Genomic DNA, 12,392 nt, shown 5'->3' with positions numbered 1-12,392 from the left:
GCATTCCGGCGCGGGTCAGGCCACCGGCACGGCGGCGCGGAGAGCCCCGCCGGGACGGTCGGGCCGCGGGCGGCGAGCGCCCCGGTACCGCCAGGCCGAGACGTGGCGAGCGCCCCCGGAGCGTTCGGACCGCGGCGCGGCGAGCGCGCGGGGCGGTCGGCTCGTCCGCGCGGCGGCGCGGCGGCCGGGCCATTCGCGCGGCGGCGCGGCGGCCGGGCCATTCGCGCGGCGGCGCGGCGGTCGGGTCATTCGCGCGGCGGCGCGGGGGCGGCCCCGGCAGGGTCAGGCGGCGTGCGAGGCGGCGCGGCGGGGGTGGCGGGCGGTGACGAAGGCCTCGAGGCGGCGGACCTGGGCGGCGACGTCCTCGGCCACGCGGGCGGCGGCCGCGGCGGCCTCGGTGGTCTGGCGGGTGTTCTCCTGCACCGTCGCGTCCATGTGCTGCACGGCGGCGTTGATCTCCTGCACGCCCTGCCCCTGTTCGCGCCCCGCGGCGGCGGCGTCGGCGATGGCGGTGTTGAGCTGGTCGATCGACTCCACGATCTCGGCCAGCGAGGCGCCGGTGGCGTTGACCAGGCTGACGCCGTCCGCCACCTCCGCCGCGCTGCCCTTGATCAGCTCGGAGATGTCGCGCGCCGCCTCCGACGAGCGCTGCGCCAGGGTCCGCACCTCGGAGGCGACGACGGCGAAGCCCTTGCCCGCCTCGCCCGCCCGCGCCGCCTCGACGGCCGCGTTCAGGGCCAGCAGGTTGGTCTGGAAGGCGATCGAGTCGATCAGGCTGATGATGTCCGAGACCTGGGCCGAGGACTTCTCGATCCGCTCCATCGCGCCGGTGGCCTTGTCGGCGGATTCGGCCCCCTGGCGGGCGCGCTGGCGCGCGGTCTCGGTCATCCGCTCGGCCTCGGTGAGGTTGCGCGCGGACTGGGCCACCGTCTCCGACATCTCGGTCATGGTGGCGGCGGTCTCCTCGATGGTCGAGGCCTGGGTCTCCGCCCGGTCGGAGAGGGCGCGCATCGCGTCCGCCACCCGGTCGAGCTCGGAGCGCTGGCTCTCCGCCCCCTCGCGCATCGCGGCGATGGCCGAGGCGAGCTCGCCCAGCGAGCCGCGCGAGGTCTCGGCGAGCCGGGCGAGCCCGCCGCCGTAGCGCCCCTCCAGCGGTCGGGAGAGGTCGCCCTTCGACATCGCCGAGAGCATGGCGTCGAGGTCGGCGAGGAAGGCCGAGATGCTCTCGCCCAGGCGGTTCACGCCGGAGGCGAGCTCGCGCAGCTCCGGCGCCTCGAAATTCGCGTCGACGCGGCGCGAGAAGTCGCCGTGAACGGCCGCCTCGACCACCGCGTTCACGCCGTCGCGCAGCTCGGTCAGGGTGCGCGTGGCGGCCGCGCGCGCGGCCTCGGTGCGCTCGCGCTCCTGCCCGGCGGAGGCCTCGGCCTCGGCCAGCGCGCGGCGCAGGGTCTCGACCCCGCGGGCCAGCGCGCCGATCTCGTCGCCGCGCGCCTGGGCGGGGATCTCCATCCGCCGGTCGCCGGCGGCGAGCCGCCCGACCGCGACTTCCAGCGACAGGACCGGGGCGGTGGCGCGCCCGGCGAGCCACCAGGCCAGCGCCACCGCGAGCGCCAGGGTGACCGCTGCGGTGGCCAGCACGCCGGCCATCTGGCTCAGCATCGCGCCCGCCACGCCCGCCTTCTCGACGCCGACGTAGAGGATGCCCTCGACCCCCGAGGCGCCGCGGATCGGAAAGTAGACGGTGTAGTAGTCCTTGCCCAGGATCGTCGCCTCGCCCCGGTAGGCGCGGCCGGAGGTCACCACCGGGTGCACCGCGCCCGAGGCGCCCAGCACCGTGCCCACGGCGCGCTGGCCGTCGGGCTTGATGATGTTGGTCGAGCGGCGCACGAACTCCCCCTGCGCGGGGTCGAGGGCGAAGACCGTCGCGGTCTCCCCCGTCACGGCGGCGACCCGGTCGATGACGGCGTGGGAGGAAAGATCCGGCTCGCCGTCCCAGGTCAGGGACTGGACCTCCCCGCCGGGGCCGAAGCTGGCCTCGATCCCCGGAACCTCGGCGGCGACGATGGCGGCGGCGGCGCGCAGGGACTGGCCCTGACGCTCCTGCGCCTGGCTCGCCAGACGCTCCATCGTCTGCACGGCGATGGACGCGGACATGGCGAAGATGGCGAAGAGCACGATGGCCGCCGCGGCCAGCGCCGCGCGCGAACGGAGGTTGCCCATGTCTTTCCCCGGAGCAGCCGCTGAGTTGAGACGCCTTCTGCGCCCCGCCGGGTTAAGGGAGGGTTTCGAGCCGCCGCGATTTCCCTTGCGCCCGCGTCAGGCCGGATCCCGCCTGCGTCGCCGCGTCCCACCGTCCCGGCCGGCGGTCGATCGCGACGCGACGCGGGACGGAGGCGACGCGCTCCGATACGCTTGGCGCTGGACAGGACCGCCCCCGCCGGTCCAGTTTCCGCGCCGAACCGACAGCGCCCCAGGAGGTCCGCCATGAGAACCCGCGCCGCCATCGCCGTCCAGGCCGGCAAGCCTCTCGAGATCCACGAGGTCAACCTCGAAGGCCCCCGCGCCGGCGAGGTCCTGGTCGAGATCATGGCCACCGGCATCTGCCACACCGACGAGTTCACCCTGTCGGGCGCCGACCCCGAGGGCCTGTTCCCCGCGATCCTGGGCCACGAGGGCGCGGGCGTGGTGCGCGAGGTCGGGGCGGGCGTGACCTCCGTCAAGCCGGGCGACCACGTGATCCCGCTCTACACGCCCGAGTGCCGGCAGTGCGCCTCGTGCCTCTCGGGCAAGACCAACCTGTGCACCTCGATCCGCGCGACCCAGGGCCAGGGGCTGATGCCGGACGGGACCTCGCGGTTCTCGACGCTCGATGGCGATCCGATCCTGCATTACATGGGCTGCTCGACCTTCTCGAACTTCACCGTCCTTCCGGAGGTGGCCGTTGCAAAAATCCGCGAGGACGCGCCCTTCGACAAGGTCTGCTACATCGGCTGCGGCGTGACCACGGGCGTGGGCGCGGTGATCAACACCGCCAAGGTCGAGATCGGCGCCAAGGCGGTGGTCTTCGGCCTGGGCGGCATCGGGCTGAACGTGATCCAGGGCCTGCGGCTGGCGGGCGCGGACATGATCATCGGCGTCGACCTCAACAACGAGAAGAAGGAATGGGGCGAGCGCTTCGGCATGACCCATTTCATCAACCCGTCCGAGATCGGCCAGGACCTGGTCCCCTACATCGTCAACCTGACCAAGACGCCCTTCGACCAGATCGGCGGCGCGGACTACACCTTCGACTGCACCGGCAACGTCAAGGTGATGCGCGACGCGCTGGAGTGCGCGCACCGCGGCTGGGGCGTCTCGGTGGTGATCGGCGTGGCGCCGGCGGGGGCCGAGATCTCCACCCGGCCGTTCCAGCTGGTGACGGGGCGGGTGTGGAAGGGCTCGGCCTTCGGGGGCGCGCGCGGGCGCACCGACGTGCCCAAGATCGTGGACTGGTACATGGACGGGAAGATCGAGATCGACCCGATGATCACCCACAAGCTGAAGCTCGACGAGATCAACAAGGGCTTCGACCTGATGCACGCGGGCGAGAGCATCCGCTCGGTCGTGATCTACTGATCGAGACCCCGGCTTCGCAGGGATGGAGAGGGCGGCCTTCGGGCCGCCCTTTTCTTTCGCCCGGGCGCCGGCGGCCGGGGCGAGGCCGGGCCGCTCAGCCCTCCGCCCGCCCGGCCCCGGGCCAGGTGTCCGCGACGCGGTAGCCGCGGGGCCAGGGGTCGTCGGGGTCGAGCATGTGCTGGTGGATGCCGGTCACCCAGGCGCGCCCGCTGATCTCGGGACGGATGGCGCGCAGGCCCCCGACCTGCGTCTCGCCCAGGATCCGGCCCTCGAAACGCGAGCCGATGATCGAGGAGGCGGTCAGGGTCTCCCCCACCGCCATCTCGCCGCGGGCGTGCAGCAGCGCCATGCGGGCGGACACCGCGGTGCCGGTGGGGGAGCGGTCGAGCTTGCCGGGGCGGATCGAGACCACCGACGTCGCCGACAGCGCCGCGCCCGCGCGCGTCGCCGGGCCTGCGAAGAGGCAGAAGGAGTGGTGGCGCCAGTCGGGGCGCTCGGGGTGCTCGAAGGCGAAGGCCGCGTCGGCGGCGGCGGTGATGCGCACGCCGAGCTCGGCGAGGTCGCGCGCCTCCGACGGCGCCAGCGCCACGCCCAGCGCCTGCGGGTCCACCACCACGAAGCTGTCGCCGCCGAAGGCGGTGTCGACGGTCAGGGTCCCCAGACCCTCGACCTCCAGCGGGACGGCGAGGCGCGTGGCGAAGGCGGGGAGGTTCTCGAGCGTGATGCGCTCGGCCTTGCCGTTTCGGCATTGCGCGCGGACGCGGACGAGGCCGCCGGGCGCCTCGAGGATCATCTCGGTGACCGGCTCGCGCATCTCGACGATGCCGGCGTCGAGCAGGACGGTGGCGACGCAGATGGCGTTGGAGCCGGACATGGGGGGCGTGTCGGCGGGCTCCATGATGATCCAGGCGGCGACGGCCTCGGGGCGCTTCGGGGGGACCAGGAGGTTCACGTGCCGGAACACGCCGCCGCGGGGCTCGTTGAGGACGAAGTCGCGCAGGGCGCCGTCCTGCGCGATCCAGCGGCGCTGGTCCCACAGGGTCTCGCCCGGCGGCGGCGCGACGCCGCCCACGATGACATCGCCGACCTCGCCCTCGGCATGGGCGGAGACGACGTGGATGACCTTGGTGGAGCGCATCGGGACCTCGTGGCGGGGAGGGGGACGGAAGGGGACGGGCCCTCTCGATAGCATCCCGGGGGCGGGCATGGAAAAGGGGCCCGTCCTGCGACGGGCCCCCGATGGTCGGCCGGCGGGCCAGGCCTCACTTCGAGGCGTCGGCCCAGGCCTCCTTGTCGATGTCGAGGTCCTCGTACTTGTAGATGTGGAACGTCGGGTGCTCGACGCCGGCGGCGAGCTGCTCGCGGTAGTCGCGCAGCAGGCGCATGCCGGTGGGGAACAGCATGGTCAGCGCCACCAGGTTCACCAGCGCCAGGATCCCCATCATCGGGTCCGAGAAGAAGAACACCGACGTCGCCCCCGGCGCCGCCGCGCCGAGGAACACCAGGATCATGATCAGCACCTTCAGGACGTGCCCCGCCATCGGGTGGTCGGTGAACACCGTCAGCGCCGTCTCGCCGAGATAGTAGTTGTAGATGATCGACGAGAAGGCGAAGAGCAGGATCGCGGCCGTGAGGTAGTAGCTCGACCACTCGCCCACGTGGCTCGCCAGGCTCTGCTGGGTCAGGACCACGCCGTTCACCGCCTCGTCGCCCGGCACGTAGACGTCGCCCAGCAGGATCACGAAGGCGGTGCACGAGCAGATCACGATGGTGTCGATGAACACCGACAGGCTCTGCACGATCCCCTGGCTGACCGGGTGGCGCACCCAGGCGGTCGCCGCCACGTTGGGGGCCGAGCCGAGCCCCGCCTCGTTCGAGAACAGGCCCCGGCGCAGGCCCTGGGCCACCGCGGCGCCGACGCCGCCCGAGACGGCCTCCTCGATCCCGAAGGCGTTGGCGACGATCTGCCAGAGCACGCGCGGCAGCTCGGGCAGGTTGATCACGATCACCACAACCGCCATCAGCAGGTAGCCGATGGCCATGATCGGGATGATCACGTCAGCCGCGGCCGCGATGCGCCGGATGCCGCCGTAGACCACGAAGCCGGTCAGGATCGCCAGCGCCGCCCCGGTGTAGAGCGGGTCGACGCCCAGGCTCTCCTCGGCCGCGCCGGCCACCGTGTTGCCCTGGAAGGCGTTGAAGCCCAGCGCGAAGGCCGCGATCAGGCACACGGCGTAGAGGATCGCCAGCCAGCGGAACTCATGCCCCAGGCCGTGGATGATGTATTGCGCGGGCCCGCCGCGATAGGTCCCGCCCGGCTCGTTGCGCTTGTAGAGCTGGGCCAGCGAGCACTCGAACAGGCTGGTCGCCATGCCGATCAGGGCGATCATCCACATCCAGAACACCGCGCCCGGGCCGCCGAGCGTGATCGCCACCGCCACGCCCGCGATGTTGCCGCCGCCCACGCGCCCGCCGACCGAGACCAGCAGCGCCTCGCGCGAGGAGATGTGCCCCTGCGCGCCGGGGTCGGTCGAGGGCTTCAGCACCCCGAACATGCGCCCGAAAAAGCGGAACTGGACCAGGCCGGAGACCAGCGTGAACATCACGCCCAGCACCACCAGGAACGGGATCAGCGACCAGCCCCAGGTGAAATCGCCGACATATCCGAACAATTGTTCGAGGAACGCCATCTTCAATTCCCTCTCGCCTCGCCCCTTCAGGGGCCACCTCGCGCAGTCGGCCACAGCCCCGCCGTTTGAGCCAGCGTCAGTTTCCATGGGGAAACGGTTTCCGCGCGCCGCGTCGCCGGCCGCCCCCAAGGTTCTGCAGCATTCTCGCAGCGCGGCCAGCGACTTGCCGTCTTGCGGATGGAAATCCCGCCTGACGGCGGCACGACCCCGCGCCGGGCGGATCGCGGGCTTTCGGAGCAGAGCGCGCTTGACGAGCGGGGGGGCGCGCCTGCAACAGGGGGCGAACTCACCGGGAGCCTGCCCATGTCCGAGCCGCTGCCCCGCCTCGCCGTCCTGATCGACGCCGACAACACCTCCCCCAAGGTCGCCGAAGGCCTGTTCCTCGAGATCGCCAAGTTGGGCGAGGCCTCGGTGCGCCGGATCTACGGGGATTTCTCCGACGACCGGCTGAAGGGCTGGGCGAAGATCCTGGCCAACTACGCGATCATCCCCCACCAGCAGTTCGCCTACACCCAGGGCAAGAACAGCTCCGACATCGCGCTGGTGATCGACGCGATGGACCTGCTGCATTCGGGCCGCTTCGACGGCTTCTGCCTGGTGAGCTCCGACAGCGACTTCACCCGGCTGGCCTCGCGCATCCGCGAGCAGGGGATGCACGCCTACGGCTTCGGCCAGCGCAAGACGCCCGAGGCCTTCCGCCAGGCCTGCCTGCGGTTCTTCTACATCGAGAACCTGATGGCCGAGGCCGAGGCCGCCTCCCGCGGGACCGAGGAGCCGATCGAGGAAGCCCCCGAGACCGCCGCCGGCGCCGAACCCGCGGGCGAGGCGACCAGCGGGGAGGAGGTCTCCAAGCCCCGCCGCCCCGAGGCGCCCTCCCGCGCGGTGCCCCTGATCCGCAAGGCGATGGAGGGGATGACGGACGAGGACGGCTGGGTCTCGCTGGGCGTGATCGGCCAGCGCATCGGGGCGCTGGCGCCGGACTTCGACAGCCGCACGTATGGATCCTCGAAGCTCTCGGACCTGATCCGGCGGGCGGGTCCCTTCGACATGAAGAAGGACGACGCCAACCACGTGCGCGTGCGCTTCAAGGCCAACGGCGCCAAACCCAAGGCCCGCCGGAAGAAGGACGAGGCCGAGACGGAGGCCTGAGCGCCTCCGATCCCGACCTCCGGCCCGGCCCCCTGCCCCGGCGGTCCGGCGGATCAGATCCGCTTGGCGACCTCCTCCAGCATCACCTCGGTCGCGCCGCCGCCGATGCGCAGGATGCGCGCGTCGCGGGCCATGCGCTCGATCGGGGTTCCGCGCATGTAGCCGGTCCCGCCGTGGAGCTGGAGGCAGCCGTGCACGACCTCGTGCAGGACCTCGGGCCCGGTCGACTTGATCATCGCCGTCTCCAGGCTGACCGGCCGGCCGCCGTCGAGGGCGAGCGCGGTCTGGTAGACCATGGCGCGCACCATCGCCACCTGGCTCGCCAGCATCGCCAGCCGCTGGCGGGTGGCCTGCTGGTCCCAGATGGTCTTGCCGAAGGCGCGGCGCTGGCGGACGTAGTCGAGCGTCAGCTCGATGGCCTTGGCGCCCTCGCCGGCCGAGAAGGCGCCGATCATCAGCCGCTCATGCTCGAAGCCCTGCATGATCGCGTAGAAGCCGCGGTTCTCGCCGCCCAGCAGGGCGGAGGCCGGGACGCGGACATTGTCGAAGTAGAGCTCGGCGGTGTCCGAGCTCAGCCAGCCGTGCTTCTTCAGTTTCTGCGCCACGCTGACGCCGGGGGTGTCGCGCGGGACGAGGAACAGCGACAGGCCGCGCGCGCCCTCGCCGCCGGTGCGCGCGCCCACGATCAGCAGGTCGCCGTAGACGCCGTTGGTGATGAACATCTTCGAGCCGTCGATGATCCAGTCCGCGTCCTCGCCGGGCCCGTCCCGCCGCGCCTTCGTGCGCAGGCCCGCGACGTCCGACCCCGCGCCGGCCTCGGTCACCGCGATGGCGCAGACCACCTCGCCGGCGCAGATCCGGGGCAGCCACTCGGCCTTCTGCTCGGGCGTGCCGACGCGGGAGAGGTGGCTCGCCGACATGTCGGTGTGCACCGTGATCGCCGCGGTGACGCCCCCGAATGTGGAGCGGCTGAGCTCCTCGCCGAACACCACCGACGCCAGCGCGCCCATCTGCGTGCCGCCGTAGTCCTCGGCGTGCTGCATCCCCAGCAGGCCCAGCGCGCCCAGCTTGCGGAAGAGGTCGCGCGGGATCTCGCCGGCCTCCTCCCACGCCTCGGCGTGCGGCTGGATCTCGGTCTCCACGAAGCGGCGCACCTGGGCGCGGAGCATCTGCAGCTCCTCGGGCACGAAGTCGGGATCGGGCAGTCGGAAGCCCGTCTCGGGCGTCTGGGCGAAAGCGTTCACGGCGGGAGCCTCCCTGCAGCGCCCTCCGCGCCCCCTTGCAGGAGCGGCGCGGAGGCGCCATTGAATTTCAAGACGGACGTCCGGTTAATATGTTGGTTACGCCGCCGCAACCGTCGCGGTCAAGCGTCCTGAGCCGGCTCCCTCCCGCCGCCGACGGTTGACCGCTGCGCCGAACGATATTAATAGAACGTCTGTCCGGTTTATTCATATGCCGCCGCGCCTCGCCCCGAGCCGCGCCCCGCCACCCCCGCAACGGAGGCCCGCATGGACGGTTCCCCCCACCCCGGCCGCTGGGACGGCCTGATCGAACCCGGTCGGGTCCACGGCTCGCTCTATTACGACGAGGCGATTTTCCGCGAAGAGGTCGAGAAGATCTGGTTCCGCACCTGGGTCTACATCGGCCATGAGAGCGAGATCCCGGAGCTGAACGACTTCGTGACCAAGAGCCTCGGGCCGATGCCGGTGCTGATGGTGCGCGACATGAAGGGCGAGGTCCGGCTGCTGCTGAACCGCTGCCCCCACCGGGGCAACGCCGTCTGCGTGCAGGAGAAGGGCAACCGCGCCCGCTTCACCTGCCCCTACCACTCCTGGACCTTCGCCAACGACGGCCGGCTGATCGGCTACGCCTTCCCCGAAGGCTACAAGGACGCGCCGAAGAACGAGCTCGGCCTCGGCCAGGTCCCGCGGGTCGAATCCTACCGCGGCTTCGTCTTCGGCTGCATGGACCCCGACGTGATCCCGCTGGAGCAGCACCTGGCCGGCGCCAAGCGCACCATCGACCAGGCCTGCGACAACTCCCCCACCGGCGAGATCGAGGTCACCGCAGGCTTCCTCAAGCACCGCACCCGGGCCAACTGGAAGTTCATCCTCGAGAACGAGTGCGACGGCTATCACCCGGCCTTCGTGCACTCCTCGATCTTCTCGGTCTCGGACAGCCAGATCGGCTCGATCTACGGCGACGACGCGATCTGCGTGACCCGCGCGCTGGGCCAGGGCCATACCGAGGTCGACGTGCGCCCCGAGTTCCGCCGCCGCGACGAGCCGCTGAGCTGGTTCGGGACCACCGCCGCCAAGCTGCCCGCCTACGTGGAGCAGATGAACGCGGCCTACGGCGAGGAAAAGGCCCGCGAAATCATGATCGACGGGATGCCCCACGTCATGATCTTCCCCAACCTCTTCATCGCCGAGATCCAGATCTTCGTGATCCAGCCGGTCTCGGCCCACGAATCCGTCCAGCATGTCACCGCGATCCAGTTCAAGGGCGCGCCCGACATGAACCGGCGGCTGCGCCAGCAGACCATGGGCTCGGTCGGGCCCGCGGGCTTCCTGCTCGCCGACGACACCGAGATGTACGAGCGCAACCAGCGCGGCCTCGAGATCCGGGACCCCGAGTGGCTGTTCCTCAAACGCGGCGAGCATCGCGAGCGGCAGGACGCGGACGGCTTCACCATCGCCCATTCCACCGACGACCTGCCCAGCCGCCACATCTGGGACCACTACAAGACCGTGATGTCCCGCCCGCTGAAGGAGGCCTGAGCCATGTCGATCCCTGCCCAGGACATCGCCGGCCCCGAGATCCTCAAGGAATGGACCGGCGCCGACAAGACCGCGATCCGCGCCGACCCCGCCCTGCATTTCGAGGTTTCGCAGTTCCTCTACCGGGAGGCGCGCCTCCAGGACACCCACGACTACGACGGGTGGGAGGCGCTGTGGACCGACGACGCCCTCTACTGGGCGCCCGCCAACGGCGCCGACATCGACCCCGAGCGGCAGATGTCGATGATCTACGACAACCGCTCGCGCATCGGGCTCAGGATCCGGCAGCTGAAGACCGGGCGCAGACACTCCCAGACCCCGCCAAGCCAGCTCGCCCGCACGATCTCCAACATCGAGCTGCTGGAGAGCGCGGGGTCGGACATCCGCGTCGCCGCCAACGCGATGATCTTCGAGACCAACCTGCGCGGCGACACGGTCTGGGGCGCGCGCAACGAATACACCCTGCGCCGGATCGACGGCGCGCTGCGGATGGCCTTCAAGAAGGTCGTCCTGGTCAACAACAACAAGGCGATCTGGACCCTGTCCTTCCTCGTCTGAGACGCGCCTGCGGGAGGAGACCCCCATGCAAGACCACGCCCCCCCGGCCCCCGAGGCGCTGATCGCCGAGGGCCCGGTCCTGGTCCATTACGCCGACGGCATCGCCGAGATCGAGCTCAACCGCCCCGAGGCCGCCAACGGCTTCAGCCTGGAGCTGGGCCGCCGCCTGCACGAGGCGATCATGACCGTCCACGGCGACCGCCGGGTGCGCGCCGTGATCCTCTCGGGCCGCGGCCGCATCTTCTGCGCGGGCGGCGACATCAAGGAGTTCTTCTCGAAGGGCGAGGACCTGCCGAACTTCCTGCGCATGGCCACGGCCTACCTGCAGACCTGCGTCTCCGGCCTGACGAACCTTGAGGTTCCGGTCGTGGCGAAGATCCAGGGCTACGCCACCGGCGGGGCCGGGATGGGGCTGACCTGCGCGGCCGACATCGCGATCTGCGGCGCCTCGACCCGGTTCATGGCCGGCGCCACCCGCGTCGGCATGGCGCCCGACGGCGGGGCCACGGCGACGCTGGCCCGGCTGGTCGGCTTCCGCCGGGCGATGGACATCGTGCTCACCAACCGCTTCGTCGAGGCCGAGGAGGCCGAGCGCATCGGCCTCGTCACCCGCAGGGTTCCGGACGAGGACCTGGACGCCGAGGTCCGCAAGCTCGCCCGCCAGCTCGCCGACGGGGCGCCGCGGGCGCAGTCGGCCACCAAGCGGCTGATGTGGAACGGGCTGGCGCGGGGCTTCGACGCCTCGCTCCCCGACGAGGCGCGCGAGACCTCGCAGCTCTCGGGCACCGCGGACTCGCTCGAGGGGCTGAAGGCGGTGATCGAGAAGCGCAAGCCGGTGTTCGAGGGCCGCTGAGGGTGGCGTTCCAGACCCGCCTCCAGGACCTGCACGCCCTCGTCACCGGGGGCGCGGCGGGCATCGGCGCGGCGGTGGTCCGCCGGCTGGCGGCCGAGGGCGCCAGGGTCGCGATCCTCGACCGCGACGCGGCGGGGGCGCAGGCGCTCGCCGCCGAGACCGGCGCCGCCGTCGCCGCGGCGGACCTGACCGACTTCGCCGCGGTGCGCGCGGCGGTCGCCCGCCTCGGCCCCTTCGACATCGCGGTCAACAACGCCGGCGTCGACCAACACGCCTTCTTCACGCAGACGACCGAGGCCGACTGGCGCCGCCTGCTCGCGATCAATCTCGAGGCCGCCTTCTGCGTCTCCCACGCCGTGCTGCCCGCGATGCAGGCGCAGGGGTTCGGGCGGCTGGTGATGATCGGATCCGAGGCGGGGCGCCTCGGCTCGCGCGGGGGCGCGGTCTACGCGGCCGCCAAGGCGGGGCTGGAGGCCTTCGGCAAGTCGCTGGCGATGGAGAACGCGCGCTACGGGATCACCGTCAACACCGTCCTGCCCGGCCCGATCGACACCCCCCTGCTGCGCCAGGCGGTGGCGGAGGGGGGCGACAAGCTGCTGCGCGCGATGGAGGGCTCGACCCTCCTGCGCCGGCTGGGCGCGCCCGAGGAGGTGGCGGCCGCCGTCGCCTATCTCGCCTCGCGCGAGGCCGGTTTCGTGACGGGGGAGACGCTGGCGGTCTCGGGCGGCATGCCGCTCGCCTGACGCC

General features: G+C 71.7%; 10 protein-coding genes. 6 read left to right on the top strand and 4 right to left on the bottom strand.

Annotated elements, in window-relative coordinates:
* Nucleotides 1-282: 282 nt before the first annotated feature.
* Complete coding sequence (locus BM064_RS02190; RefSeq protein ID WP_092857361.1) at nt 283-2,220, bottom strand: methyl-accepting chemotaxis protein; 1,938 nt, start codon at nt 2,218-2,220, stop codon at nt 283-285.
* A 264-nt stretch (nt 2,221-2,484) separates the two neighbouring features.
* On the opposite strand from BM064_RS02190, the gene BM064_RS02185 reads away from it, so the two are divergent.
* Nucleotides 2,485-3,615: an S-(hydroxymethyl)glutathione dehydrogenase/class III alcohol dehydrogenase gene (locus tag BM064_RS02185; RefSeq protein WP_092857359.1), complete on the top strand. Its 1,131-nt coding sequence runs from the start codon at nt 2,485-2,487 to the stop codon at nt 3,613-3,615.
* Between the two features lie 94 nt (nt 3,616-3,709).
* Here BM064_RS02185 and BM064_RS02180 read toward each other — a convergent pair whose 3' ends face one another.
* Together BM064_RS02180 and BM064_RS02175 are read right to left on the bottom strand one after the other, a co-directional pair.
* Nucleotides 3,710-4,753 (bottom strand): trans-3-hydroxy-L-proline dehydratase, encoded by a 1,044-nt coding sequence (locus tag BM064_RS02180; RefSeq protein ID WP_092857357.1) that lies wholly within the window; start codon nt 4,751-4,753, stop codon nt 3,710-3,712.
* Nucleotides 4,754-4,877: 124 nt separating this feature from the next.
* Nucleotides 4,878-6,305 carry an alanine/glycine:cation symporter family protein gene (locus BM064_RS02175; protein ID WP_092857677.1) on the bottom strand — a complete coding sequence of 476 codons (1,428 nt, stop codon included), beginning with the start codon at nt 6,303-6,305 and terminating at the stop codon, nt 4,878-4,880.
* A gap of 303 nt (nt 6,306-6,608) precedes the next feature.
* On the opposite strand from BM064_RS02175, the gene BM064_RS02170 reads away from it, so the two are divergent.
* The gene (locus tag BM064_RS02170; protein ID WP_092857355.1) at nt 6,609-7,454 is read left to right on the top strand and encodes an NYN domain-containing protein; all 846 of its coding nucleotides are present in this window, start codon (nt 6,609-6,611) and stop codon (nt 7,452-7,454) included.
* 53 nt (nt 7,455-7,507) lie between these two features.
* Here BM064_RS02170 and BM064_RS02165 read toward each other — a convergent pair whose 3' ends face one another.
* A complete protein-coding gene (locus tag BM064_RS02165) occupies nt 7,508-8,698 on the bottom strand; it encodes an acyl-CoA dehydrogenase family protein (protein ID WP_245779019.1) in 1,191 nt (396 codons plus the stop codon).
* 264 nt (nt 8,699-8,962) lie between these two features.
* Between BM064_RS02165 and BM064_RS02160 the strand changes: the two genes are divergently transcribed.
* The 4 genes from BM064_RS02160 to BM064_RS02145 are packed head-to-tail and all read left to right on the top strand — an operon-like array spanning nt 8,963 to nt 12,388.
* Nucleotides 8,963-10,234: an aromatic ring-hydroxylating oxygenase subunit alpha gene (locus tag BM064_RS02160; RefSeq protein ID WP_092857353.1), complete on the top strand. Its 1,272-nt coding sequence runs from the start codon at nt 8,963-8,965 to the stop codon at nt 10,232-10,234.
* Nucleotides 10,235-10,237: 3 nt separating this feature from the next.
* Nucleotides 10,238-10,792, top strand: a complete 555-nt coding sequence (locus tag BM064_RS02155) for an aromatic-ring-hydroxylating dioxygenase subunit beta (RefSeq protein WP_092857351.1) — start codon at nt 10,238-10,240, stop codon at nt 10,790-10,792.
* A 25-nt stretch (nt 10,793-10,817) separates the two neighbouring features.
* Nucleotides 10,818-11,645, top strand: a complete 828-nt coding sequence (locus tag BM064_RS02150; protein ID WP_092857349.1) for an enoyl-CoA hydratase/isomerase family protein — start codon at nt 10,818-10,820, stop codon at nt 11,643-11,645.
* A 2-nt stretch (nt 11,646-11,647) separates the two neighbouring features.
* A complete protein-coding gene (locus BM064_RS02145) occupies nt 11,648-12,388 on the top strand; it encodes an SDR family NAD(P)-dependent oxidoreductase (RefSeq protein ID WP_218160921.1) in 741 nt (246 codons plus the stop codon).
* The last annotated feature ends 4 nt before the right edge of the window (nt 12,389-12,392 follow it).

It is taken from the genome of Albimonas pacifica (assembly GCF_900113695.1).
Classification (GTDB): Bacteria; Pseudomonadota; Alphaproteobacteria; order Rhodobacterales; family Rhodobacteraceae; genus Albimonas; species Albimonas pacifica.
This window is presented reverse-complemented; position numbering and strand designations above follow the sequence as displayed.

Coding starts and splice junctions, on each gene's coding strand:
- BM064_RS02180 (WP_092857357.1), bottom strand. CDS start 4,753: ATGCGCTCCACCAAGGTCATCCACGTCGTCTCCGCCCATGCCGAGGGC.
- BM064_RS02170 (WP_092857355.1), top strand. CDS start 6,609: ATGTCCGAGCCGCTGCCCCGCCTCGCCGTCCTGATCGACGCCGACAAC.
- BM064_RS02175 (WP_092857677.1), bottom strand. CDS start 6,305: ATGGCGTTCCTCGAACAATTGTTCGGATATGTCGGCGATTTCACCTGG.
- BM064_RS02190 (WP_092857361.1), bottom strand. CDS start 2,220: ATGGGCAACCTCCGTTCGCGCGCGGCGCTGGCCGCGGCGGCCATCGTG.
- BM064_RS02155 (WP_092857351.1), top strand. CDS start 10,238: ATGTCGATCCCTGCCCAGGACATCGCCGGCCCCGAGATCCTCAAGGAA.
- BM064_RS02185 (WP_092857359.1), top strand. CDS start 2,485: ATGAGAACCCGCGCCGCCATCGCCGTCCAGGCCGGCAAGCCTCTCGAG.
- BM064_RS02160 (WP_092857353.1), top strand. CDS start 8,963: ATGGACGGTTCCCCCCACCCCGGCCGCTGGGACGGCCTGATCGAACCC.
- BM064_RS02150 (WP_092857349.1), top strand. CDS start 10,818: ATGCAAGACCACGCCCCCCCGGCCCCCGAGGCGCTGATCGCCGAGGGC.